This window comes from Sphingomonas sp. CFBP 13728, from assembly GCF_014841895.1.
Lineage (GTDB): Bacteria > Pseudomonadota > Alphaproteobacteria > Sphingomonadales > Sphingomonadaceae > Sphingomonas.
This window is the reverse complement of record NZ_JACYUS010000002.1, coordinates 26876-51208: the sequence shown is the minus strand read 5'-3', so window position 1 is coordinate 51208 and position 24333 is coordinate 26876. Positions and strand designations below refer to the sequence as shown.

Here is a 24333-nt window from a genome sequence, read left to right as displayed (position 1 = left end):
CTGCGTTAGCGCAGGGATTTCCGGGAGAAGATCATGATTCGCAAAACGCTGTTCGCCGCCAGCCTGCTGTCCGCAACGCTGCTCGCCTCTACCGCCTGTTCCGCGCAACCGGCCGCGGCGGGCAAGCCGTTCAAGGAGACGGTGGTCGCCGATTTCGATTCGCCCTGGGCAATGACGTTCCTGCCCGACAAGCGCATGCTCGTGACCGAAAAGAAGGGGCAGATGCTGCTGGTCTCCGCCGACGGCAAGTCGCGCCAGACGGTCGCGACGCTCACGGTCGATTCGGCCGGGCAGGGCGGCCTGATGGATGTCGTCCTCGCGCCCGACTTCGCGACCAGCCAGCGCGTCTATTTCAGCTATTCGACCGCAGGCGAGGGCGGCAAGGGCGTCGTCCTCGCACGCGGTCGCCTGCGTCCGGATGGTGGTGGCGGCACGCGTCTCGGCGAGATCGAGGCGCTGTTCAGCGCGCGGCCGTTCGTCGAGGGCAACGGCCATTACTCCGGCCGCATCGCGTTCTCGCCCGACGGCAAATATCTGTTCTTCACCAATGGCGAGCGCCAGAAATTCACTCCTGCGCAGGACCCGAAGATGACGCTCGGCAAGGTGCTGCGTCTCACGCTCGACGGCAAGCCCGCCCCCGGCAACCCGCTCGCGTCCAAGGGTTTCGCGCCCGAGATCTGGAGCTACGGCCACCGCAACCTGCTCGGCATTGCGTTCGACAAGCAGGGCAATCTCTGGGAGCAGGAGATGGGGCCCAAGGGCGGCGACGAGGTCAATTTGATCAAGCCCGGCCTCAACTATGGCTGGCCCAACGCCTCGAACGGCAGCAACTATGACGGCTCCGACATTCCGGATCACAAGCCCGGCGATGGCTACGAGCCGCCCAAAGTGTTCTGGAACCCGGTGATCTCGCCCGGCGGCCTGATGATCTATTCGGGCAGCATGTTCCCGCAGTGGAAGGGCGACGCGTTCATCGGCGGTCTGTCCTCGAAGTCCCTCGTCCGCGTGCACTTGACCGGCACGAACGCCGCCAAGGGCGACCAATGGGACATGAACGCCCGCATCCGCGAAGTCGAACAAGGCCCCGACGGCGCGATCTGGGTGCTGGAAGACGGCGGCGATTCACAAGGCCGCCTGATCAAACTGACCGCGAAGTAAGCCACAGCACCATCCCCCTCCCGCAAGCGGGAGGGGCTAGGGGTGGGTACGCGCTCACATCGATTGCTGACGGTGCAGTGTGGCGGGATCATCGCACCGGCAGCTAACGCCGAAGCCGCGCGCCCACCCCTCGGTCCCCTCCCGCTTGCGGGAGGGGAGGAAGATCAGTCCCGCACGATCAGGTAGTTCATCCGCGCCGCGGCAATCGGCTTGTCCCGCTCGTCCTGCCACGCGGTAGCCTCGACATTCGCCACCCGGTTCCCCAACCGAGTCACCACGCCCGCCGCCCGCGTCGGCTTGTCCCGCCCACCGCGCATGAAATCGACGGTGACGTTCACCGGCTTGATCCGCGCGTCGGAGCCATCGGGGCCCTCAGCCTTCAGCGCATGCTGCAAGGCCGCAATTGCCGCCATTTCCAGCAACCCCGAGATCGCACCCCCATGCAGGAACCCCGGCCGCCCCAGCACGTCATCGGCAAACGGCATCAGCAATACCGGCGGCGCGCCGTCCTCGGCTTCGACCGACACGCGGAGAATCCCGGCATAGGGCGGCAAACCGATCGTCATGCCTCGGTCCTCCTGTTGAGACCCATGCCGGCGACATCGCCGACCACCATGAACGTCCCCGCGACATGCGCCAGCGGATCGCCCGGATCGCCGTCATGCGCCTGCCCCCGCACGAACGCGATCGAGCGCGTGATCCGGTAGCACTCCCCACGCCCGATCACCGTCTTTCCCGGCGTCGCCGGCCGCAGATAATCGACGCGCAGGTCCAACGTCGCATGCGGCACGAACGCGTTGCGCTTGATCCAGATCGCCAGACTCGTCGCCATGTCCATCATCGTGATGATCGGCCCCGACGCGATCACGCCGCTCGCCGGATCACCGATCAGCCGTTCGTCATAGGGCAGCGCAAGCTCCGCCCAGTCGTCGCCATGCGCGTGATAGCGCATCCCCAGCGCGGCGCCGTGCCCGCCGAACCCGCGCGTCGCAAACCATTGTGGATCAAAACCAGCCATTGCCCGCCTCTACACGCCGGGTGGCCGCGCGCAACATTGCGGGGAGGAGCGGGGCCGGTTAGCGTCCTCGCAAAGATCGAGAGGATCGCCACTATGAACGACCGGGTCACCATCACCGTCACGGACGGCATCGCCGACGTCCGCCTCGCGCGCGCCGACAAGATGAACGCGATCGACCCCGCGATGTTCGAGGGCATCGCCGCCGCGATCGACCGGCTCAAGGGGATGCATGACGTCCGCTGCGTCGTCCTGTCGGGCGAAGGCAAGGCGTTCTGCGCCGGCCTCGACATGGCCTCAATGGCGAACGGTGGCTCGGGCTTGGCACTGGGCGACCGGACCGACGAGGGTGCCAACCTCGTCCAGCAGGTCGCGTGGGGCTGGCGCACCTTGCCGATGCCGGTGATCGCCGCAGTCCACGGCGTCGCGTTCGGCGGCGGCTTCCAGATCATGTCCGGCGCCGACATCCGCATCGCGCACCCGCAAGCCCGCTTCGCGATCCGCGAAACCTACTGGGGCCTGGTCCCCGACATGGCCGGCATCGCCCTCTGGCGTACGCTCGCCCGCGACGACGTGCTCCGCGAACTCACCTATACCGCCCGCGAGTTCGATGGCGCGGAAGCGTTGCGGCACGGCTTCGTCACGCGGCTGTCCGAAGACCCGCTCGGCGAGGCGATGATGCTCGCCCGCGAGATCGCAGCGAGGAACCCCCACGCGATCCGTGGCTCGAAGTCGCTCTACAACCTTGCTGCGGATGCCGATGCGGTAGCGGTGCTGCACGCGGAAACCGAAGAGCAGCTGAAGGTCATCCGCACGCCCAACCAGGTCGAACAGGTGCGGGCCAACATGGAAAAGCGGGCGGCGGTGTTCGAAGACTGATTCCCGTCATCCTGACGAAAGTTAGGGACCAGAGCCGTCAAGGGCGCCGTGCGTTACCCTGGATCCTGACTTTCGTCAGGATGACGGAGGGGAAGGGCGCTACCTTTGAGCACCACCCCGGCGTAGGCCGGGGCCCAATTGGAAAGGTCGTAGTAACAGAGCGCTGCGGTTGTCACCACCGTCCCCCAATTGGGCCCCGGCCTCCGCCGGGGTGGGTTAGCAGACAGCCTCTTCCTACTTCGTGACCTTGTCATACGGCGTGAAATCGCGAAACCGGCAATAGCCCGACGGAATCGACATACCCCCGGACACCGTCCGAAACCGGTCGTTCCGACACAATTGCCCGCCATAAACGTCAACGATCAACGTATCGAGCGGCCGAAGCGAAGCACACTCGCCGACCGGCCCCGTCTTCCAGATCCGCTTGCCCGATTGGCGATACAGGATCGTCTGCGAATCGACGATCTCAGGACCGTTGAGTTGCTGAAGGTCGATGCACCGCACGGGCGCCCCCGCGATGCGCCCCTCAAGCGGGTCCGATCGACCGGCGAGAAGCGGCAGCGCCAACGCCGCGACGAGCAGCGCGCGCATCATGGCTTCCGATACGGGACGAAGTCGCCGAAGCTGCAACTCCCGGTCGGAAAGCGCGAGGTCTGGTCGAACGTCTGCGCGATATCGCCGCGGCACAGCTGCCCGCTTGGTGTCCGCGTCACCAGGATATCGCCGCGCGCGATCCCCTCGCAGCCACCCACGGTGTCACTGCGGTAGACCAGCCCCCGATTCACTCGGTACAGGATCGTCGCGCCGTAGCCCGAGCTCTGCTTCTGCGGGAACTGGCTGATGCACGATTCAGGCTTGCCCGGTACCAGCCCGGCGAGCTCCTTCGCCAGCTTCTCCTGCACGCCAGCCTCGCGGACCTGCGCGCGCTCGACCTCCGCCTGGGTCTGCGTGCAGGCACCGAGCATGACGGCCGGCAATATCAAGAGTGACAGGGTTCGCATTCGCATCGCAACGCTCCTCAAAATCCCCGCCACCCTCATGCGCCCTTTATCCGCGAAACGCATCCTTCGCCGCACGATAGCCGGCAAGCTGTTCGACCGACGTCGCCCGCAGGAACGGGTTGGTTGCCCGCTCGCGCCCGATCGTCGTCGGCACGGTAGGCTCACCCTTCGCGCGCGCCGCGTCGACCTCGACCATCCGCGCGACGATGTCCGCATTGTCCGGCTCGGCAACCAGCGCATAGCGCCCGTTGCTCTGCGTATATTCATGCCCGCAGAACACCTCGGTCTCGTCCGGCAGCGTCGCATAGCGTTGCATGTTCGCGAACATGTCCGCCGGCGTCCCCTCGAACAGCCGCCCGCAGCCCATCGCGAACAGCGTGTCGCCGGTGAAGATCGCCGCGTCGTCGGCGAAGTGGAACGCGATATGCCCCTGCGTATGCCCCGGCACCGTCATCACGGTCGCCTCATGCGCACCAAGGCGTACGACATCGCCTTCGCCGACCTGCTCGTCGAGCGTCGGGATCTTGTCCGCTTCCGCCGCCGGGCCGACGACGGTTGCGCCATATGCCTTCATCTCGGCATTGCCGCCAGTGTGATCGGGATGCCAGTGCGTCGTCCACACCCGGTCGATCCGCCAGTCGCGCTTCTTCGCGGCGGCGATCACCGGCCCCGCCTCACCCGGATCGACCACTACCGTCTCGCCGGAAACGGTGTCGTGGATCAACCAGGCGTAATTGTCGGCCAGCACCGGCACGCGGACGATATCGAGCATCAGCGGGTCACCACTTGCCGGTGTTCGGCATCGACGCCCAGGGCTCGGCGGGATCGAGCGGACGATCGGCCTGCAACAGTTCGATCGAAATGTTGTCGGGCGTCCGCACGAACGCCATGTGGCCGTCGCGCGGCGGCCGGTTGATCGTCACGCCCGAGTCCATCAGCCGCTGGCAGGTGTCGTAGATATTGTCGACGCGGTAGGCGAGGTGACCGAAATTGCGACCCTCGCCATACTCTTCGGGATCCCAATTGTGCGTCAGCTCTACCTCGGCGCCCTCGTCGCCGGGGACCGACAGGAAGATCAGAGTGAACCGACCCTTCTCGTTCTCCATCCGGCGGACCTCCTTCAGGCCCAGCGTCTCGAAGAACGCGATCGTCTTCGCCGGGTCGGTCACGCGGATCATCGTGTGGAGATATTTCATGCTTGCTCCGAGGGTTGTTCGGACCAGCAGATAGGGACGGGGGCGGTGGCGTGAAAGGGCTCGAGCCACCGCTCGCGTCCTATTCCTCCGACCGGATCAGTACCGCCTCGCCGATGAAGAAGAACAGCAGGAACGGCGCCCAGGCGGCGAGGAACGGCGGGTAGGCGCCGAGATTGCCCATCGCGAGCGCAAAATTGTCCGCGACGAAGAACGCGAAGCCGAGGCCCATGCCGATCACGGCGCGCACGAACAGCTTGCCCGATCGCGCGATCCCGAACGCCGCGACCGCGCCCAGCAGCGGCATCAGCACCGACGACAACGGCCCCGACAGCTTGTGCCACAACGACCCTTCGAGCGCCTTGGTCGGCCGCCCCGCATCGGACAGGTCGGCAATCGCCGCCTTCAGCGCGCCGAACGACAGTCCGTCCGCATCTACGCTCGCCAGCGTGAACTGGTCCGGCCGCACGTCCTTCGCGATCACAACGGCGCCCAAGGGGCGGACGGTGCCGCTCTTCACGTCGAACCGGGTCGCAGGGCTTACCTCCCAGCCGTTCGCGACGCGCCTGCCATGATCCGCCCGCAGGATCGCGACGAGGTTACCGCCGGTGCGGTCGTATAGCGTGATCCCGCCAAGCCGGGTCGCATCGCCGCGCCCGCGGATCTGCGCGACCTCGATCAGGTCGTCGCCGTCGCGCACCCACACGTTCGCGCGGTCGCCGCGATCGATCGGCAGCTTGCCGTAATTCACCTTCTGCCACTGGTTCAGCGTCGCGGTCGCCCGCGCCACCACGCGGTCGTTGAACACGAAGCTGATCACCGCGACACCCAGGCTCGCGACCAGCAGCGGTGCGAGCACCTGGTGCGCGGACAGGCCGGAGCCCTTCAGCGCGACGATCTCGCTGTTCTGGTTCATCGTGATCAGCGTCAGGATGGTGCCGAGCAGGACCGAGAACGGCAGGAAGCGCGAGACGATCTGCGGCACGCGCAGCCCGACATACTGCCAGATCTGCGCATCGCCATTGCCCGGAAACGCGAGGATGTCGCCGGAGTTGCTCAGCAGGTCGAGCGCCTGCAGCACCAGCACGAGCGCGGCGAGCACCGCGAACGTCCGCACCAGGAACATCCGTCCCATGTAGATCGCGACCGTCCGCGACGGGAAGAAGCTGACGATGTTCATGCGGCCTTGCTCTTACGGAAGCCCGGGATGCGCTTGGTGATCGCCTTGAAAGTCTTCGAGAAGACGCGTTCGAGCGCACCGATCGGTTGCCCGCCGGGGACATAGGCGATCGTGTAGTACATCCACAGGATCAGCCCGGCGAAGATCGTGAACGGCACCCACAGCGCGATGATCGGATCGATCCGCCCGAGTTCGCCGACGTCCGCCGCGTACTGGTTCACCTTGTGATAGGTGACGATCATCACGATCGATAGGAACACGCCGAGCGCGGACGAGGATCGCTTAGGCGGCACCCCGAGCGCGAGCGCGAGCAGCGGCAACAGGAACATCGTCGCGACTTCGGCAAGGCGGAAGTGGAACTCCGACCTGCTGCCATCGCGTTGCTCCAGAGTCGCGCCACGCTGACCCTGCTTGGCGAGTTCGGGCAGCGTGTATTCGAGGTTGCGCCCGCCTCGGACGCGGAAGCTCTCGAACTTGGGCAGGTTGATCGGCAGGTCGTGGCTGGTGAAGGTCAGCACGCGCGGCGTCTTGAACTCGGGCCGGTTGTGGACGAGCGTACCGTTGGCGAGGCGGAAGATGATGACGTTGGGATCGTCGGTCGCGAGGAACTTGCCCTTCTCCGCGGTCACGCCAAGCCAGTCGCCGTTCGGGCTCTGCGCGTGGACGAAGATGCCCGACAGCTCGCGTCCCTTGTCCTTGCTCTCCTCGATCCGCAGCGTCATCTTGCTGCCGAGATTGGTGAACTCGCCGACCTTGATCGACGCGCCGAGCGCACCCGTGCGCAGCTCGAACCGCAAGCCCTCGTAATAATAGCGCGCGATCGGCTGGACATAGCCGACGATCGCGAGGTTCAGCAGCGCTAGCGCGATCGTGTACATGTACGGCACGCGCAGCAGCCGATTGTAGCTCATCCCCACGCCGCGCAGCACGTCCAGCTCGGACGAGGTCGACAGCCGGCGGAACGCGAGAAGGATGCCCAGCATCAGCCCGATCGGAATGCCCAAGCCCAGATATTCGGGCAGCAGATTGGCGAGCATCCGCCACACGACGCTGATCGGGCCGCCTTGCGTCGCGACGAAATTGAACAGCCCGAGCATGCGATCGAGCACGAACAGCATGACGGCGATCAGCAGCGTCGAAAAGAGCGGCACCGCGATCAGCCGGGCCATGTAGCGGTCGATGGATTTCATGCGCGGGTTGGGCTCGGTATGCTGGGTCGCGCGGGTATAGGGGCGCACGCGCGAGGCGTCATCCTCAATCGCAACGGATCAGTGAACGATCATTCCGCGGCGATCGGGTGGTTCGTCTCGCGACGCTCCGTGGCCATCGCCGTCACGACCGCGCGCTCCAGCCCGTTGAGCGTGAAGGGTTTACGCAGCACCTCGTGCCCGCCGAACTGCGCGACGTTCACTTCGCCGGCAAACCCGGTGACGAACAGCACCGCCACGTGCGGATACAGCGGCGAGAGCGCGGCGATCATTTCCGGCCCGGTCTGGCGCGGCATCAGCACGTCGGAGATGATCAGCCCGATCCCCGGGTTCGCCGCCAGCAGCGCAGGCGCCGCAAGCGGATCGTCGCACGCGATCGGGCGATGGCCGATCTCTTCGAGCGCGCCAGTTGTCGCGGCCAGCACGCGCGGATCGTCCTCGACCACGAGGATCTGCAACGTCTCGGGCATCGTCGGCGCGATCGGCTCGACCATCGCGATCGGGACGGTCGGCAGCGGGAGGGCGACGAGCTCGGCGGCGCGCGGGAGATAGAGCGTGACGGTCGTCCCTTCGCCCGGTGCTGAGACGATGCCGACCTCGCCGTGCAACTGCTGGACCAGCGCGAAGATCTGGCTCAGCCCGAGCCCGGTGCCCTTGCCGACTTCCTTGGTGGTGAAGAACGGCTCGAACACGCGCTCGGCGACATCGGGCGCCATTCCGCAGCCATCGTCGCCGACCGTGATCGTGACGTAGTCGCCCGCCGCGCACCGCCCGACCTGCTCCGCCGCTAGCGTCGTCGTGCCGGTCGCGACAGTCAGCGTGCCGCGCCCGTTCATCGCGTCGCGCGCGTTGACCGCCAGGTTCAGCACCGCGTTCTCCAGCTGGACGCGGTCGGCGCGGACGCACCCGCCCGCCGCATCGTCGCGGACGATGACGGTGATCGCGTCCCCCAAGGTGCGGTCGAGCAGGTCCGACATCCCGGCAACCAGCGCGGCGGCGTCGATCGTCTCCGCCTTAAGCGAATCCTCGCGACTGAAGGCTAGCAGCCGGCGGGTCAGCGCCGCCGCGCGGTTCGCGCCCTCGGTCGCACTGTCGATATGGCGGCGGACGCTGGCCGGATCGCTCGCGAGATTGCGCCGCGCGAGTTCCAGACCGCCCAACACCACCGCCAGCATGTTGTTGAAGTCGTGCGCGATTCCGCCGGTCAGTTGCCCGACCGCCTCCATCTTCTGGATCTGGCGCAGCTTGGCTTCCTGCACGCGCAGTTCGGCGGTGGCGGCGGCGACCGCGGTGGTCAGCTCGTCCGCGCGCTCGCGCTCCAGTTCGGCATCGGCCAGCGCGGTCGCCCGATCGCCGACTGCGCGGATCGTGAACCAGCCGAGCACGATCGCACCGAGCACGATCAGCACCCCGAATATCGCAAGCACGCCCGCGACCCAGCTCGACCGCTCGACCGAGCCCATCGCTGCCGCCGTCCGCTCGTCGAGCAACGCGCGCTCGCCGGCGATCAGCGTGTCCAGCGTCGTGTTGATCTCGGCGAGCGTCGGCGATTTCCGCGCCTGATAATAGCGCGCGAGCGCCTGGCCGTTCTTGCCGTAACTCGTGTTGAGCGCGGTCAGCGACAGCTCCCTACCGCGCAGATCATAAGCGGCGCGGAGTCGGTCGACTCGCGGCTGTTGATCGGGATTGTCGTTGGTGATCCGGTCGAGCCGGTCGATCTGCGTCCCCGCGAGCAGCCATTCGTCGAAGTACAGCTGGCCGAGTTGCTTGTCGCCGCTGATGACATAGCGCCCCAGCGACGCCTCCGACCGCGCGATCGTCCCCGACAGCGTGCGCGCGAGGATCATCACGTCGTAGCTGTGCGCCTGGAGTTCCAGCGCTCGGTCGCGTTGGCGGTTGGCGTTGCCGAGCGTCACGATCAGCGCGACGAGCACAGCCGCGCCGAGCAGGCCCATCACGACGAGCATGGCCAGCCGCCACTTTGCCCCGACCCCCTGGGCCGCAGTCTCGACCTCGTCTTGCGTCACGGCCGGCATCCTAACGCGTCGTTGTTCACACGCAATGACTTGGAATGCCAGTACGGATCGAACATTTCACGTATGTTTCCTCCTCCCCGCGGGAGGAGGAAACCGTCAGCCGATCACGCCTACTGCACGTCCGGCCGTCTCGAACATCCCCAGGATCGTCGTGATCTGCTCGTCGGTATGCTCCGCACACAGTGAGCACCGCAGCAGGAACGTCCCAGCCGGAGTCGCAGGCGGGCGCGCCATGTTCACGTACAGACCGCCCTCGAGCAGAGACTGCCAGATCGCGATCGCCTGTTCCTGGTCGGTCAGGATCACGGCGATGATCGCCGAATCGGACGTCTCGGTGCCGAGCTTGAAGCCCATCGCCTTCAGACCGCCGTGCAACCGACGTGCGTTCTTCCAGAGCTGCGCGCGCTTGTCGTGTGCGGTCATCAGCTTGCGGATCGAGGTCGCGGCGGTCGCGACCACCGAGGGGGGGAGCGATGCGGTGAAGATGTACGGGCGGCACGCGAAGCGCACCATCTCGAACTTCGGGTGGTTCGACACGACGAACCCGCCGACCGTGCCGACCGACTTCGAGAAGGTGCCGACGACGAAATCGACCTCGTCGGTCAGCCCCATCTCCTCGTACACGCCGCGCCCGTTGGGGCCGAAAAAGCCCATCGAATGCGCCTCGTCGACCAGCACCATGCAGCCGTGCTTCTTGGCGACCGCGACCATCTCCTTCAGCGGGGCGATGTCGCCGAGCATCGAATAGACGCCTTCGAGCACCACCAGCTTGCCGGCTTCCTTCGGCAGGCGGCCGAGCCGCTTGTCGAGGTCCTGCACGTCGTTATGGCGGAAGCGGACGATCTCGGCATTGCCCTGCTTGCAGCCGTCGTAGATCGACGCGTGGCTGTCGGCGTCGAGGATGACGTATTCGCCCTTGCCGGCGAGCGTCGAGATGATCCCGAGATTGGCCATGTACCCGGTCGAGAACACGATCGCGCCGGTCATGTCGTAGAATTCGCGGAGTGCCTGCTCGACGTCGACATGGTCGTGGAACGTACCGTTGAGCATCCGGCTGCCGTTGGTGCCCGACCCGAACGCGTCGAGCGCGTCCTTGCCCGCCTGGATCACGTCGGGGTCGAACGTCATGCCCATGTAATTGTAGGTGCCGAGCAGGATCGTGTCCTTGCCGCGGATCACCGCCTGCGTCGGGCCCTTCACCTCGTCCATCACGATCGCGAACGGATTGCGCACGCCACTGGCGATCAGCGCCTCGCGTTCGGCGATCAGCGCGTCGAATTTCGACATGAGGTCGCGTTCGGGGGCGACCTCCGGAGCGTCGACGGGGAGGGCGTGGGCAGTGGTGGCGGCTTCGGTCATATCGGATTCCATGAGGTTGGAATGGGTATCCCAACCGTTCGTCCCGAGTAGCCGTCGAGCTTGTCGAGATGGCGTATCGAAGGACATGTACCTCGATACGGGCTCTCGGCTACGCTCGATCCCTACTCGGCACGAACGGCAAGGGGGGTCAGGCCTTCAGTTTCGCGACGGCATCGACCAGCTGGCCGACCGTCTCGATCTCGGCCTGCATGTTCATCGTGATGATGATGTCGAATTCGTCCTCGATCGCCGCGACGAAATCCATCACAGTGAGGCTGTCCCATTCGAGATCGCCCTGGAACGTCGTCGCGTCGGCGAGGGCAACGCCCTTCTTGTTGAACGGCTCGATCTGCGCGGTGACGGTGTCGTAGATCTGCTGGCGGTCGCTCATGATAATCCCTTCGGTGTCGCAGCGACCCCTGACAGAGAATTGCGGCGGCTTTTCGGCGCTATAGCAGTCCGGCAGCGCGATACCACGCCGCGGTTTGCGCAAGCGCCTGCGGTGTCGGGACGGACGGCGTCCACAGCGCGGCCGGCGGCGGCTTGTGCGAGATCCAGTCGGGGTGGCAGAAATAGCTGACTCGGTCGCGCGTCAGCTTCGCCTTGCGACGGCGAACGAGCCGCTCGGCGGCGGACGCCAGTTTCAGGAGCGCGCGCGGTGTCGATAAGACCTTGACCGGCTTGCCCACGGCCACGCCGATCGCGCGCGCGAAATCGCGATTGTCCCAGCCGTTCGGCACCCCATCGTCGGGCTCCATGATCGACGGCGCATCGGCACTCTCGGCGAGCGCGAGCAACAGCGTGGTCAGGTCCTCGACATACAGCAGCGAGACGCGCGTGCCGGCCGGGGGCATCGGCACATAACCCGACCGTGCCGCCTTGAAGACGTCGAGCAGCTCGTGGTCGCGCGGGCCGAAGATCGCGGGCGGGCGGACGATCGTCCAGTCCAGCCCCGACGTCTGCACACGCGTCTCCGCCTCGGCCTTCGACCAGCCATAGTTCGACAGCGTCGGCTCGCGCGCGGCAAGCGAGGAGACGTGGACGAAACGGCGAATGCCCGCCGCCCGCGTCGCCTGGAGGATGCCCTCTGTACCCGCGACGTTACCCTTGCCGAAGCCGGCCCGGTCGGGGGCATTGACGACACCGGCAACGTGGATCACCGCGTCCGCGCCTTCGACCAGGGTAGCGAGGCTCTTCGGCCGATCCAGCGCACCCTCGATCCAGGTCACGCCGATGCGCTTGGCCTGCGGCTTCCGGGCGAGCGCACGGACGGTGTGGCCGGTCTCGAGCGCGTGGTCGATCAGATGGCTGCCGACGAACCCGGTGCCGCCGGTGATGGCGAGAATCATCAGCCCATTTCCTAGATAGAAGATTGTTCACCCGCGAAGGCGGGTGCGCAGTCTGGGCACCCGCCTTCGCGGGTGAACAAGGCTTGGCCGATCATACGAGCGCCAGATGATTGCGATGTACCAGCGCAGACCGTGGCGCATAGCCAAGGATCGCACCATGATCATCGCTATGATGACCGAGCAGACGCGCGGTATCTGCCGCATCATATTCCGCGAGCCCGCGCGCGACAGTCCCGGCAGGCCCTTCAATCGTCACCAGATCCCCACGCGCGAAACCGCCGTCGATCCGCGTCGCGCCGGCGGCGAGCAAACTCCGCCCCCGTCCAAGCGCAGCCGCAGCCCCTGCATCGACATGGATCGCACCCTTCGCGGTCAGCCCCCCCGCCAGCCAAGCCTTCCGCGCAGACGCAGTCCGCTCGGCAGTGAAGATCGTGTGGCGGGCAGGGGTGGACAGCGGGTGCTCGATCCGTCCCGAAGCGATCGCCAGCGGAATACCCGCACCCGTCGCGATCCGCGCCGCGGCGATCTTCGAGGCCATCCCGCCCGAACCCATCCCCGAGCCCGAACCGTCGTCCGCCATCCCCGCAACCGCATCGATCCGCGGCACGCTGGCGATATGAGTCGCGGATGGATCGGTATGTGGATTGGCCGTGTAGAGCCCGTCGACGTCGGACAGCAGGATCACGCCCTGCGCGCCGGCGGCTTGCGCAACGCGGGCGGCGAGGCGGTCGTTATCGCCGAACCGGATTTCCTCGGTCGCGACGCTGTCGTTCTCGTTGATGACCGGCACGACCTTCAGCGACAATAGCCGGTTGAGCGTGGCCGCGGCGTTGAGATACCGCCGCCGGTCTTCGAGATCGTCCAGCGTGACCAGCATCTGCGCCGCGTTCAGCCCCTGCGCGGCCAGCAGTTCGGCCCAGACCTGGCTGAGCGCAATCTGTCCGGTGGCGGCCGCAGCCTGCGCGTCCTCGAGACTAGCTCGCCCACCCTTTGCGAGACCAAGCCGGCGTGCGCCCAAGGCAATCGCGCCAGACGACACGATCGCAACCTGCTGGCCTTCACCAGTCCGAGCAACAATGTCGGCAACGAGACCGGTCAGCCACTTCCGCCGAACGCTACCATCAGGATCGACCAGCAACGCTGAGCCGATCTTCACGATCAGCCGCGCACAGGACGAAGGTGGAAACATCACTGCTCCCTCTCCCCGCCGGGGGGAGGGCCGGGGTGAGGGGCGGCCACGAACGGTAGCGCCCGGAACAGCCCCTCACCCAACCCTCTCCCCGCAGGGGAGAGGGCTAAGATGGAGCCTAAAGCGGCGACCATGCGACCGGCACTTCGCCTTCTTCCAGTTCCTTCGCCGCGCCCGGCGCCGGCCCGATCGCCTCGATCAGCTGGTCCAGCACAGCCTCGATACCAGCGCCGCTAGCCCCCGAAATCGCCATCACCTCGGCACCGCTGGCTTCCGCCAGTTCCGCCGACAGCGCCGCGATCAGCTCCGGATCGAGCATGTCGATCTTGTTCAGGGCGATGATCACCTTCTTGTCGGTAAGCCCCTCGCCGTAATTCTCCAGCTCGTCGCGGACGATCCGGTACGATTCGGCCACGTCGCGGTCGTTCGCATCGACCAGATGCAGCAGCACCCGGCACCGCTCGATATGCCCGAGGAACCGGTCGCCGATCCCCGCACCCTCGGCCGCACCCTGGATCAGCCCCGGAATATCCGCGACCACGAACTCGCGCTGCTTGTGGCGGACCACGCCCAGCTGCGGCCGCGTCGTCGTGAAGGCGTATTCGCCGACCTTGGCCTGCGCGTTCGTCACCTGATTGATGAAGGTCGACTTGCCCGCATTCGGCAAGCCCACGAGGCCCGCATCGGCAAGCAGCTTCAGCCGCAGCCAGACCCACGCCTCGCCGAACGGCCAGCCGGTGCCGTGCTGGCGCGGGGTGCGGTTGGTCGAGGTCTTGTAGCTCGCGTTACCGCGCCCGCCATCGCCACCGCGAAACAGCACTTCACGCTGGCCGACCTCGGTGAAGTCGATCAGCACCTCTTCCTTGTCCTCCGACAGCACCTGCGTGCCGAGCGGAACGCGGATGACGAGATCCTTGCCGCCCGCGCCGGTGCGGTTCGAACCCGACCCGCCCGAGCCGCGAGGCGCGCGGAAATGCTGCGTGTAGCGGAAGTCGATCAGCGTGTTCAGGCCGGCGATGCATTCGAACACGATGTCGCCGCCCTTGCCGCCATTGCCGCCGTCGGGGCCGCCATATTCGATATATTTCTCGCGGCGGAAGCTGACGGCACCGGGGCCGCCCTCACCCGAACGTACGTAGATCTTGGCTTGGTCTAGAAAATGCATCGCCGCCCCATAGCGAAATTGGCGAAAATCTCCACCCTCTGCGATTCGCCTCGCGATTCGAGCCCAGATCCGGTGTGCTCAGCAGCGGGCAGGGGCGGCGGCGTCCTTGCTGGCGAGCAGCGCGTCGAGCGCGAGTTCGCGTGCCTTGCCGACCGGGAGGCCGAGCGCGCGCGCCATCGGTGCCCCCATCAGCGCATCGCCGAGCGCCATCAACACCAGCGTCAGCGTCTGTTCCTGGATCGGTTGGTCGCCGGGCATGTCACCCTCCGCCAGTTCGTCGACGAGATCGTGGATCGCGGTCAGGATCGGGTCGAGCGCATTGGTATTGCCCGACAGGATCATCCAGCTCGCCAGCGCGCCCGCGCCGCCCTTGCCGAACGCGTCGAAGGTCATCTCCACCACCTCGCGCGGATCGAGTTCGCCTGCCCGCACGCGCAGAACGGCTGCACCTATAGTGCCGACGATATCCGCCGCCATCCGCGTGATCAGCGCGGTATGCAGCGCCTCCGCCGAGCCGAAATGGTGAAGCAGATTGGCGTGCGTCCGCCCGACGCGGCTTGCGACGGCCTTGAGTGTGACGGCGCTGGGGCCGCTCTCCACGAGCAGGGCCCGCGCGGCCTCGACGGCGGCTTCACGCGATTCGGTGGGGGAGAGTCGCTTGCGCGGTGTTGACGTCACGGACCGGGAAACCTATTTACATCAATGTAAGTAACGAGTGTTCATTCCTGTTTGGAGGTTTCCGTGGCGAAAGCAACCACGCCTGCCGATCTGACGATCACCCCGCGCGACCGCCGCTTCGGCCGCGGCGCCGCGATTCGCCGCTGGTGGCTGAACGACGATCCGATCGCGACCGCGTTCTACAACGCGCTGTCGGTGACGTTTCCGAAGGGTGAAGGCTATTTCGTCGACAGCGTCCGGAAGTTTCGCGAGGGCACGCCGCCGAAACTCCACGCCGAGATCAACGCCTTCATCAAGCAGGAGGTGATCCACACCCGCGAGCACGTCGCCTTCAACCGCCACGTCACCGATCAGGGCTACGATGTCGCGCCGTTGATCGTGGATGTCGACGCGGCGCTGGCGCTGACCAAGGGGCGGCCAGAGATCGCGAGCCTCGCCGCCACCACCGCGCTCGAGCATTTCACCGCGATGCTGGCGCACGAACTGATCGCGAACCCGAAGCACCTCGCGGGCGGCGATCAGCAGGCGGCGGCGCTCTGGCTGTGGCATGCCGCCGAGGAGATCGAGCACAAGGGGGTCGCCTACGACACGTGGCTCCACGCAACGCGGGACTGGCCGCGCTTCACGCGCTGGCGGGTGAAGTCGCTGGTGATGCTGATCACGACGTGGCGGTTCTTTACCGGGCGAGCACGGGGGATGGCGGAACTGTTGCGGCAGGACGGGCTGACCGGGCCGAAGGTGTGGGCGCGGATGGCGTGGTACGCGTTCGGTAATCCGGGAATGGCGCGCAAGATTGCCGGCGTGTGGGCGGCGTATTTCTTGCCGGGGTTCCATCCGTGGAAGCATGACGACCGCGCGCTGATTGGGTTGGCGGAGAGCGAGTACGAGGCGGCGGTGTTGCCGGTTGCGAAGCGTGCGGTTGCAGTGGCCTGAACCTCGGCCTGCAGGCTCCAAGCTTCTCCGCTACTTCCTAGTTCTCCCGCGAAGGCGGGAGCCCAGGATACCAAACGCCACCGCCCGTGATTCCTGGACCCCCGCCTTCGCGGGGGAACAGCTATTGCTGAGGGGCTACCCACATAAACTGAAGCACCACCCCGGCGAAGGCCGGGGCCCAATTGGGGAACGTTGCCAACGGAGTACACCGCTCCGTTACTGCGACCTTTCCAATTGGGCCCCGGCCTTCGCCGGGGTGGTGTGCGATTGTGCGGCGACGGTGCTGCGAATCACGCCGCCAAAGGCATCGGCGAACATCGATCGTCATCCAGATCCAGCTCGAACATCACCGCCGGCGCCTCGCCACCCCGCCCCCGCGAAGTCCGCGCCTCGACCCGCCCAGTCGGCCGAAACCCGAGCTTCGCCAGCACGCGCCCCGACGCCGGGTTGTCCACGAAATGAAAAGCATCCAGCCGGTGCAGGCCCAGCGCATGCCGGGCCATCGCAACCACGGCTTCACCAGCCTCGGTAGCATACCCGCGCCCCCAGGCATCTGGCGTCAGCCAATAGCCGAGTTCATGGCCCGATTCGGCAACCTGAAGTCCGATCCCACCGACGAGTCGCGGCGCACCGGTCTCCATGGTCTCGATCAGGAATCGCGGCTCGTGCCCGCCGCGCGGCTCCGAGAGAAACGCCTCGGCATCGCCCAGCGCATACGGCCAGGGCGCACGCGCCAGCTTGGCGACCACCGACTCATGGCCGATCGCCCGCGCCAATGCAGGCGCATCTTCCGGCCAACCCGGCCGCAATGTCAGTCTCTTGGTGCGCGCGAACACGGCTCTCTCCTTCACGCATCGCGCCCGACGAATACCATGTCCGGATGACACGGCGGCGACAGGCGAGGGGGGAGGGAGCAATAAAAAAGGGAGCCGGGGTGACCCGTCTCCCTTGTTCAGGTTCGCTTTCGCGACCCGGGTCACCCTGGTGGGCAACCCGGATGGTTACCCGATGTTATTCGGCTGCTGCTGCCATATCGGCAGTGTCGTTCGCTGCCAGCTCGACCGAGCAGAACTTGCGTCCGAGTTTGCCCTGGCTGAACACGACGCGGCCATCGACCAGCGCGAACAGCGTATGGTCGGTACCAATACCGACGTTCGTGCCCGGGTAGAACTTCGTCCCGCGCTGACGCACGAGAATGTTGCCGGCGACGCACGCCTGGCCACCGAACTTCTTGACGCCGAGGCGACGACCGGCCGAATCGCGACCGTTGCGCGAAGAGCCGCCTGCTTTCTTATGTGCCATCTGAAGCTACTCCTTATGCCTGAGCGGCCGGGGCGGTGTCGCCCTCGTTGCGCGCCGAGTTCGCCTGGGCAGTCTGGCCGCCGACCGACACGATCTTCAGGATCGTATGCTGCTGGCGATGGCCGTTCTTGCGACGATAGTTATGACGACGACGCTTCTTGAAGACGATGACCTTGTCCGCCTTCGCCTGAGCGATGATCTCTGCAGCGACGACGAAGCCCTCGACGGACCGCAGCTCGGAGCCTTCGCCCGCCAGCAGAACGTCACCCAGCGTCACCGACGCACCTGCATCGCCCTCGATCTTCTCGATGACGATCTTATCTCCGGCGGCGACGCGATACTGCTTGCCGCCCGTGCGCACGACTGCGAACATGGCCCTTGTCACTTTCCAAATACGTGTACCCCACGAACGCAGGGTCCGCCGGGAGAAGCCGGGCAGCTAAGCGAGGGGGGGAGAGTTGTCAACCGCGAAGGGGCGGAAAGGGGTGGTTTAGGTAGGGCAATCACCGCCACTCCGTCACCCCGGACGTGTTCCGGAGTCCACCACGCAGCGAATCAACCGCCGATGATCAAGCGGAGCGGTGGATGCCGGAACAAGTCCGGCATGACGAAGATTCGATTCGCTCCTTAGTGCCGATGAACCTGCCGCAGCGCGTACCGACCATCCGCATATTCGCTGAACAACCCGTCGATCGCCGGATGGTCGACTGGCTCGTCGCTATCGTCGGGCACCAGGTTCTGCTGGCTGACATAGGCGACGTAGCTCGACTCCATGTTCTCCGCGAGCAGGTGGTAGAACGGCTGGTCCTTGCGCGGACGAATGTCCTCCGGGATTGCCGCATACCATTCGTCGCTGTTCGCAAACACGGGGTCGACGTCGAAGATCACCCCGCGAAAGTCGAACAGCCGGTGCCGCACGACGTCGCCGATCGAGAAATTCGCATGCGAGATCGGCGGTGCGATCACCTCGGCCGGAATAAGCGGGCCGGTGATGTCGTGAGCGATACTGTCGTGTCGGGGCATATCCGCCAATTTAGGGTCTGTTTTGCGCTGCACAAGGAAAACGCGTCGAGCGGTGCCCGGAGCGCTCAAAACCCTCTTGCATCGCTGCGGTCACTTCATTAGAGGCCGCGCTTCGACCGATCGGAGGCGCTGTTCGCAGAGCTTCGGATGACCTGCGGAGAGGTGGCAGAGTGGTCGAACGTACCGCACTCGAAATGCGGCGTACCCGCGAGGGTACCGTGGGTTCGAATCCCACCCTCTCCGCCATTACTTTCTGATATCGCTGAATAGACACCCCTCGGGGTCGTGCGCCTGACCGACTGCGACGTCTTGCGCGCAAGGCTGGTGGTTAACGGTAGTTTCCCTCGATTAGCGCTTTGGAAACCGTTAATTTTCGGCGGATCGATACGAATCCGCGGCTAGGCCCGGTCCCGACATTTCGGGGGACGATCGTGAAAACACCAAGACTGACGGCGGCAAGACCAACAGGGCCGAGGCTGCCGGGATCTATGCTTGCGGGCGCCGTATCCGCTGCCACGGCATTGGGTATGCTCGCGACACCCGCCGCCGCGCAGAACTTCGTCTATTGGCCTGCGCCGGCTGCGGTCACCGGAACGCCTGTTCCGATGTCGTACTTCCCGATGGGAACGCCGCTGACGTTGCGATCGCGCACTCAGGTCTCGACGAAGGTGAACAAGCCAGGCGACCGCCTTTATCTCGACGTTGCGGAAAGTCTCTCGTACCGCGGCCAAGTCGTCGTCCCCGCTGGATCGGTGGCGGTGGCCGAAGTCGCCGCGGTGCAGCGCAACGGGCATTTCGGCAAGAAGGGCAAGCTAGAGATCCGACTGCTCTATATCGACACGCCGAGCGGACCGGTCCGGCTGAGCGGACAGGCAAACGACGAAGGGACCAGCGGCACGATCACGTCGGTTGCGACGATATTGTTTGCCTCGCCGCTCGGTTTTCTCGTTCACGGTACCAGCGCGCAACTTCCGCCGGGCACCCTGGTGCGCGCCTATCTCGCCGACGACATGCAGTTCGCGGTCCAGCCGCAGTCCCAGGTTGCGGCGATGCAGGCCTATCCCGACAGGACGCTGCCGGTGAGTTTCGAGGCGGCGAAGGGCCAACGGCAGGGAATGCCCTGGGTTTCGCGATAAAGGGTAAGGCGCCGGCGGACCGCTGCGGTCCCTCGGTGGTGCGGACGGTAGGTGGTGGGCGTGATCTTCCGGGCGCCTTGGTCAGTATCGTGAAGCACCGAAGAGGGCCTAATTCTGCGCTCGATCGAACAGCGGCGACACATCATCGCTCCGTTTCAATGGTGTCGAAGTATAGTTTTTCAGGAAAACTGCGCCAGACAAGCAAACGCCCGGACCGTTGCCGATCCGGGCGCCTGCGTGACGATCGCTCGTCAGCCCCCATTTTTTTGCTCTCGCATCTCGTCTTGCGACGGAGCGGAAAAGCAGTCCCCGAACCACGGCCGTTGCCTGTGTCTCAGCGAGTTTGTTGCTAGTTACGTCGGTGCATTTTGTCACGGTCTTTGCGTGGGGCGGTTCACGATTGAACTGCGCCTGTGGCGATTACGCAACAGACCAATCTAGACACTTCCGGATCGGGACTAATTCGGTCCGATCCGGGAGGTCGTTGCGCCTCCCCCACAGGCCCGACAGTTGCCTCGCAACGGGCCGCGTCCTAGAGCCGCTGCACTGTATCCCTAACGATCGAACCTGGCCGCCCATGATCCTGTCCCGCTACGAACGGATGATAGCCCGCCGCTATCTGCTGCCGGGCAAGGGCGAGGCATTCATCTTCCTCGTCGCCTCGATCAGCCTGGTCGCGGTCATGCTCGGCGTCGCCGCGCTCGTGATCGTGATGAGTGTGATGAACGGCTTCCGCGCCGAGCTGTTCGACAAGATCGTCGGACTCAACGGCCATGCGGTGGTGCAGGGCGTCGGCAACCGGCTTCCCGACTGGCGCGAGATCGTTGCGCAGGCGCAGAAGACGCCGGGCGTCACCAGCGCGCTGCCGCTGATCGAACAGCCGCTCGCCGCCACCTATAACGGCCGTGCCGAGGCGGTGCTGGTGCGCGGGATGCGCGTCGACGACATCCGGCGCAATTCGACGATCAGCAATAAGGTCGTGATGGGGTCGCTCCAGTCGATCACGCAAGGGTCCGGCCGGATCGCGATCGGCTCGCGGCTGGCCGAATCGCTCGGTGCGCAGGTCGGCTCGGAGATCTCGCTGTTCAGCCCGCAAGGCCAGACGACGCCGTTCGGCACCGTCCCGCGGATCGTCAGCTACACGGTCGGCGCGATCTTCGAGATCGGCGTTTACGACTACGACAAGGCGTACATCATCATGCCGATCGAGGATGCGCAGACGCTTCTCCTGATGGGCGACGCGGCCGGCATGGTCGAGCTGAAGACGGTCGATGCGGACAAGGTCGGCGAAATCCTGAAGCCGCTGGCGGACAAGATCGGCGGACAGGCGGTGATCCAGGACTGGCGGACGATGAACGCGCAGCTGTTCGAGGCGCTCGCGGTCGAACGGGTGGCGATGTTCACCGTGCTGTCGATCATCATCCTGGTCGCGGTGTTCAACATCCTGTCGTCGCTGATCATGCTGGTCCGCGCCAAGACGCGCGACATCGCGATCCTCCGGACGATGGGCGCCACGCGCGGCTCGATGATGCGGATCTTCATCGTCGTCGGCACCACGATCGGTGCGCTCGGCACGGTCGCGGGGCTCGTGCTCGGCTTCATCTTCCTGTTCTACCGACAGGGCGTGGTGAACTTCGTCCAGCTCGTCACCGGCCAGAACCTGTGGGACCCATCGATCCGCTACCTGACCGAACTCCCATCGAAGACCGATCCCGTCGAGATCGTCGTGATCGCGCTGATGGCGCTCGTTTTCAGCTTCCTCGCAACGCTCTATCCGGCCTGGAAAGCGGCGAGTACCGACCCCGTGCAGGTGCTGCGTTATGAATGAAGGCCTTCGTATCGACCGCCAGATCGAGAAGTTCGACGATTACGTTCTCCAGACCAGAGGACTGACCAAAAGCTTCACGCAAGGCGGTGCGACGATCGACGTGCTGCGCGGTGTCGACCTCGCGATCGCACCGGGCGAGATCGTCGCGCTGCTCGGGCCGTCGGGTTCGGGCAAGTCGACGCTGTTGCAAGCCGTAGGCCTGCTCGAAGGCGGCTTCCAGGGATCGATCAGGATCGCCGGGACCGAGGCGGCCAGGCTCAACGCGCATGAGCGTACCGTGGTGCGCCGTGACAGCCTCGGCTTCGTCTATCAGTTCCACCATTTGCTGCCGGACTTCAACGCTACCGAGAACGTCGTCCTCCCGCAGCTCGTCCACGGCGCGACGCGCGCCGAGGCGGACGCGCGAGCGGCGGAATTGTTGACCCAACTCGGCCTCGGCCACCGCCTGACGCACCGCCCGAGCCAGCTTTCCGGTGGCGAGCAGCAGCGCGTCGCAGTCGCCCGCGCGCTTGCCAACAAGCCCGCGCTGGTGCTGGCGGACGAGCCGACCGGCAACCTCGACGAACACACCGCCGACATCGTCTTCGCCGAGTTCATCCGACTGGTTCGCGAACAGGGCACGGCGGCGGTGGTCGCGACGCACAACGAGCGGCTCGCGGCGCGCATGGACCGCGTGTTGCGGCTGCACGAGGGGCGGCTGGCGTGACCTGGGGCGAGACGCCGACGCTCACCGGGCGTCACGTCACGCTCCGCGCTTTGGTCGCCGACGACATGGACGCGCTGGTCACGGCCGCGTCGGCGGACAATTTATGGGATACGTTCTACGCCAACGTCGCGATGATGAAGGCACCGGACCGCTGGCTCGCTGCGGCGTTGCGCGAACAGGACTTCGGCCGTGCGCGACTGTTTGCGGTGGTGGCCGGCGGGACCGTCGTCGGCACCACGCGCTTCATGCGGATGAACGCGGCGAACAAGCGGCTGGAGATCGGCGGCACCTTTTACGCCAAGTCCGTACAGCGCACCGGCGTCAACACCGAAGCCAAGCTGATGCTGCTGGCCCACGCCTTCGATGCCCTCGGCTGCGAATGCGTCCAGATCCGCACCGACTCGCTCAACAAGAACTCGCAGCGTGCGATCGAACGCCTCGGTGCCAAGCGCGACGGCGTGCTGCGCGGGCACCAGGTCATGGCGGACGGCCGCTTGCGCGACACCGTCGTCTACAGCATCCTCCGCCACGAATGGCCCGGCGTGCGTCAGAACCTGGCGTATCTGCTCGCCCGAAACGAGGACCGCCCATGACCGCGATCACCGACTTCACCGTGAAGAGCGCAGACGGCAGCGCGGCTTCGCTCGAACCCTATCGCGGCAAGGTGCTGCTGATCGTCAACACCGCCTCGAAATGCGGCTTCACCCCGCAATATGACGGCCTCGAAGCGCTACATCGTGACTATGCGGAGCGCGGGTTCGAGGTGCTGGCGTTTCCCTGCAACCAGTTCGGCGGGCAGGAGCCGGGGAATGCGGCGGAGATCGCCAACTTCTGCACGCTGACCTACGACGTTACGTTCCCGGTGTTCGCGAAGGTCGACGTCAACGGGGCAGGGGCGGACCCGCTGTTCGAGCGGCTGAAGTCCGATGCGCCGGGCGTGCTGGGCTCGAAGGCGATCAAGTGGAACTTTACCAAGTTCCTGGTTGGCCGCGACGGGGTTGTGGTGGATCGCTACGCCCCAACTACGAAGCCCGAGGACATCCGTAAGGATATCGAGAAGCTACTGTAGCGCCTCGACCTACCACCCCGCACTTTCACTACCCCCCCCGGCGAAGGCCGGGGCCCAATTGGGGGACGGCAGTGAAGACCGCTGCGCTCCATTACTGCAACCTCTCCAATTGGGCCCCGGCCTCCGCCGGGGTGGCGCTGTATCTAGGGCGGTTGCTGGTACCAAAAGTAAGCTTGTTCGCCCGCGAAGGCGGGGGCCCAGTCTGGGCTCCCGCCTTCGCGGGAGAACATGCTTCGTGGTGTCCGCTAGGTGCTCACACAGAAAACGCCGGCGCCCCCTTCTTATGCGCCAGCGCCGAAGCAACCGAAGTCACCCCACCAAACAGGAAACTGATTCCCAGCACATACCCCGGCAACGTCAACGCCGACCAAGGCAACGTCGCCAGCACGATCACCGCCAACACGATGTTCACCACCCCAAGCGCGATCATCAATCCCTTGCCCCGCCGAAACCGCGCCCCAAGCCCGATCTCCAACGCGCCACGCACACCCAGCCAAACCGCAATCAACAACGTCAGCGAAATCGCCCCGGTCGCAGGCTCGAACGCCATGATCAGCCCGATCACCAGCGACACCAGCCCAAACCCGATCGCATAGCCGCGCCCCTCATGCCCCTTGCCGGCAAACCCCGACACGATCGACACGATCCCGGCCGCAATGAAGAACGCCCCGATTACCAGAGTTGCGGCATAGGTCGCGGAAAACGGCGACGCGAACGCCATGATCCCGAGCACCACCGACAGCACGCCGTATGCCAGGATCCACCCCCAGCCGGCGCCAGCGCGCGGCGTTCCTGCAGCCGTGGTTTCGGTGTCGGCAAAGTGCCCGCGTGGATCGGTCATGAAGAATGCTCCCAGATGTCTCCGCCGCAACGGCTCGTCGTGTCCGCGGTTCCGATCGGACTCATCCCGGCTGGTCGAATCACGC

At 65.7% G+C, this 24333-nt stretch carries 28 protein-coding genes and 1 tRNA gene; 9 read left to right on the top strand and 20 right to left on the bottom strand.

Annotated features, from left to right (window positions below):
- Nucleotides 1-33: 33 nt before the first annotated feature.
- Complete coding sequence (locus tag IFT67_RS09030; protein ID WP_192146696.1) at nucleotides 34-1158, top strand: PQQ-dependent sugar dehydrogenase; 1125 nt, start codon at nucleotides 34-36, stop codon at nucleotides 1156-1158.
- A gap of 164 nt (nucleotides 1159-1322) precedes the next feature.
- On the opposite strand, the gene IFT67_RS09025 is transcribed toward IFT67_RS09030, so the two are convergent.
- Complete coding sequence (locus IFT67_RS09025; protein ID WP_192146694.1) at nucleotides 1323-1724, bottom strand: PaaI family thioesterase; 402 nt, start codon at nucleotides 1722-1724, stop codon at nucleotides 1323-1325.
- Nucleotides 1721-2176: a PaaI family thioesterase gene (locus tag IFT67_RS09020; RefSeq protein WP_187503999.1), complete on the bottom strand. Its 456-nt coding sequence runs from the start codon at nucleotides 2174-2176 to the stop codon at nucleotides 1721-1723. Before IFT67_RS09020 ends, IFT67_RS09025 begins: the two co-directional genes overlap by 4 nt.
- A 93-nt stretch (nucleotides 2177-2269) precedes the next feature.
- On the opposite strand from IFT67_RS09020, the gene IFT67_RS09015 reads away from it, so the two are divergent.
- On the top strand, nucleotides 2270-3052 hold the full coding sequence (locus IFT67_RS09015; protein WP_192146692.1) for a crotonase/enoyl-CoA hydratase family protein: 783 nt from the start codon (nucleotides 2270-2272) through the stop codon (nucleotides 3050-3052).
- A gap of 234 nt (nucleotides 3053-3286) precedes the next feature.
- Here the strand turns inward: IFT67_RS09015 and IFT67_RS09010 are convergent, their stop codons facing one another.
- The 13 genes from IFT67_RS09010 to IFT67_RS08950 form a co-directional block, all read right to left on the bottom strand.
- Nucleotides 3287-3646: a hypothetical protein gene (locus IFT67_RS09010; protein ID WP_244647305.1), complete on the bottom strand. Its 360-nt coding sequence runs from the start codon at nucleotides 3644-3646 to the stop codon at nucleotides 3287-3289.
- Complete coding sequence (locus IFT67_RS09005; protein ID WP_244647304.1) at nucleotides 3643-4059, bottom strand: hypothetical protein; 417 nt, start codon at nucleotides 4057-4059, stop codon at nucleotides 3643-3645. The genes IFT67_RS09010 and IFT67_RS09005 overlap by 4 nt, the downstream gene beginning before the upstream one ends.
- A 40-nt stretch (nucleotides 4060-4099) precedes the next feature.
- Nucleotides 4100-4825, bottom strand: coding sequence for a hydroxyacylglutathione hydrolase (gene gloB / locus IFT67_RS09000; protein ID WP_192146690.1), 726 nt, complete (start codon nucleotides 4823-4825; stop codon nucleotides 4100-4102).
- 7 nt (nucleotides 4826-4832) lie between these two features.
- Complete coding sequence (locus IFT67_RS08995) at nucleotides 4833-5249, bottom strand: VOC family protein (RefSeq protein ID WP_107963247.1); 417 nt, start codon at nucleotides 5247-5249, stop codon at nucleotides 4833-4835.
- Nucleotides 5250-5328: 79 nt separating this feature from the next.
- Nucleotides 5329-6426 carry an LPS export ABC transporter permease LptG gene (gene lptG, locus IFT67_RS08990; protein WP_192146688.1) on the bottom strand — a complete coding sequence of 366 codons (1098 nt, stop codon included), beginning with the start codon at nucleotides 6424-6426 and terminating at the stop codon, nucleotides 5329-5331.
- Nucleotides 6423-7616: an LPS export ABC transporter permease LptF gene (lptF, locus tag IFT67_RS08985; protein WP_181321191.1), complete on the bottom strand. Its 1194-nt coding sequence runs from the start codon at nucleotides 7614-7616 to the stop codon at nucleotides 6423-6425. The genes lptG and lptF overlap by 4 nt, the downstream gene beginning before the upstream one ends.
- 89 nt (nucleotides 7617-7705) lie before the next feature.
- Complete coding sequence (locus IFT67_RS08980; protein ID WP_192146686.1) at nucleotides 7706-9670, bottom strand: ATP-binding protein; 1965 nt, start codon at nucleotides 9668-9670, stop codon at nucleotides 7706-7708.
- 96 nt (nucleotides 9671-9766) lie between these two features.
- Entirely contained in the window at nucleotides 9767-11029 is a 1263-nt protein-coding gene (gene spt, locus IFT67_RS08975) for a serine palmitoyltransferase (RefSeq protein WP_192146684.1), read from the bottom strand.
- A gap of 148 nt (nucleotides 11030-11177) precedes the next feature.
- The gene (locus IFT67_RS08970) at nucleotides 11178-11420 is read right to left on the bottom strand and encodes an acyl carrier protein (RefSeq protein WP_056055832.1); all 243 of its coding nucleotides are present in this window, start codon (nucleotides 11418-11420) and stop codon (nucleotides 11178-11180) included.
- A 58-nt stretch (nucleotides 11421-11478) separates the two neighbouring features.
- Nucleotides 11479-12378 (bottom strand): NAD-dependent epimerase/dehydratase family protein, encoded by a 900-nt coding sequence (locus IFT67_RS08965; RefSeq protein ID WP_192146682.1) that lies wholly within the window; start codon nucleotides 12376-12378, stop codon nucleotides 11479-11481.
- Nucleotides 12379-12469: 91 nt separating this feature from the next.
- Nucleotides 12470-13567: a glutamate 5-kinase gene (proB, locus tag IFT67_RS08960; RefSeq protein ID WP_192146680.1), complete on the bottom strand. Its 1098-nt coding sequence runs from the start codon at nucleotides 13565-13567 to the stop codon at nucleotides 12470-12472.
- 118 nt (nucleotides 13568-13685) lie between these two features.
- The gene (gene obgE, locus IFT67_RS08955) at nucleotides 13686-14732 is read right to left on the bottom strand and encodes a GTPase ObgE (protein WP_056489559.1); all 1047 of its coding nucleotides are present in this window, start codon (nucleotides 14730-14732) and stop codon (nucleotides 13686-13688) included.
- A 78-nt stretch (nucleotides 14733-14810) separates the two neighbouring features.
- Nucleotides 14811-15410, bottom strand: coding sequence for a TetR family transcriptional regulator (locus tag IFT67_RS08950; RefSeq protein ID WP_192146678.1), 600 nt, complete (start codon nucleotides 15408-15410; stop codon nucleotides 14811-14813).
- Nucleotides 15411-15473: 63 nt separating this feature from the next.
- Between IFT67_RS08950 and IFT67_RS08945 the strand changes: the two genes are divergently transcribed.
- A complete protein-coding gene (locus IFT67_RS08945) occupies nucleotides 15474-16343 on the top strand; it encodes a metal-dependent hydrolase (protein WP_192146676.1) in 870 nt (289 codons plus the stop codon).
- 290 nt (nucleotides 16344-16633) lie between these two features.
- On the opposite strand, the gene IFT67_RS08940 is transcribed toward IFT67_RS08945, so the two are convergent.
- The 4 genes from IFT67_RS08940 to hspQ form a co-directional block, all read right to left on the bottom strand.
- The gene (locus IFT67_RS08940) at nucleotides 16634-17179 is read right to left on the bottom strand and encodes a GNAT family N-acetyltransferase (protein WP_342450595.1); all 546 of its coding nucleotides are present in this window, start codon (nucleotides 17177-17179) and stop codon (nucleotides 16634-16636) included.
- A 175-nt stretch (nucleotides 17180-17354) separates the two neighbouring features.
- The gene (gene rpmA, locus IFT67_RS08935; RefSeq protein ID WP_056055842.1) at nucleotides 17355-17645 is read right to left on the bottom strand and encodes a 50S ribosomal protein L27; all 291 of its coding nucleotides are present in this window, start codon (nucleotides 17643-17645) and stop codon (nucleotides 17355-17357) included.
- A gap of 13 nt (nucleotides 17646-17658) precedes the next feature.
- Nucleotides 17659-18018, bottom strand: coding sequence for a 50S ribosomal protein L21 (rplU, locus tag IFT67_RS08930; protein WP_120301376.1), 360 nt, complete (start codon nucleotides 18016-18018; stop codon nucleotides 17659-17661).
- 254 nt (nucleotides 18019-18272) lie between these two features.
- Entirely contained in the window at nucleotides 18273-18668 is a 396-nt protein-coding gene (hspQ, locus tag IFT67_RS08925) for a heat shock protein HspQ (protein ID WP_056055845.1), read from the bottom strand.
- A gap of 156 nt (nucleotides 18669-18824) precedes the next feature.
- Here hspQ and IFT67_RS08920 point away from each other — a divergent pair.
- The 6 genes from IFT67_RS08920 to IFT67_RS08895 all read left to right on the top strand — a co-directional run bounded on the left by IFT67_RS08920 (nucleotide 18825) and on the right by IFT67_RS08895 (nucleotide 23407).
- A tRNA-Ser gene (locus tag IFT67_RS08920) sits at nucleotides 18825-18914 on the top strand.
- 281 nt (nucleotides 18915-19195) lie between these two features.
- Complete coding sequence (locus IFT67_RS08915; protein ID WP_192146674.1) at nucleotides 19196-19804, top strand: hypothetical protein; 609 nt, start codon at nucleotides 19196-19198, stop codon at nucleotides 19802-19804.
- A gap of 577 nt (nucleotides 19805-20381) precedes the next feature.
- Complete coding sequence (locus tag IFT67_RS08910) at nucleotides 20382-21632, top strand: lipoprotein-releasing ABC transporter permease subunit (protein WP_132738106.1); 1251 nt, start codon at nucleotides 20382-20384, stop codon at nucleotides 21630-21632.
- Nucleotides 21625-22338 (top strand): ABC transporter ATP-binding protein, encoded by a 714-nt coding sequence (locus IFT67_RS08905; RefSeq protein ID WP_192146672.1) that lies wholly within the window; start codon nucleotides 21625-21627, stop codon nucleotides 22336-22338. The genes IFT67_RS08910 and IFT67_RS08905 overlap by 8 nt, the downstream gene beginning before the upstream one ends.
- Nucleotides 22335-22931 carry a GNAT family N-acetyltransferase gene (locus IFT67_RS08900; protein ID WP_192146669.1) on the top strand — a complete coding sequence of 199 codons (597 nt, stop codon included), beginning with the start codon at nucleotides 22335-22337 and terminating at the stop codon, nucleotides 22929-22931. The genes IFT67_RS08905 and IFT67_RS08900 overlap by 4 nt, the downstream gene beginning before the upstream one ends.
- Complete coding sequence (locus IFT67_RS08895; protein ID WP_192146667.1) at nucleotides 22928-23407, top strand: glutathione peroxidase; 480 nt, start codon at nucleotides 22928-22930, stop codon at nucleotides 23405-23407. The genes IFT67_RS08900 and IFT67_RS08895 overlap by 4 nt, the downstream gene beginning before the upstream one ends.
- 253 nt (nucleotides 23408-23660) lie before the next feature.
- On the opposite strand, the gene IFT67_RS08890 is transcribed toward IFT67_RS08895, so the two are convergent.
- Complete coding sequence (locus IFT67_RS08890) at nucleotides 23661-24248, bottom strand: HdeD family acid-resistance protein (RefSeq protein ID WP_192146665.1); 588 nt, start codon at nucleotides 24246-24248, stop codon at nucleotides 23661-23663.
- Between the last annotated feature and the right edge of the window lie 85 nt (nucleotides 24249-24333).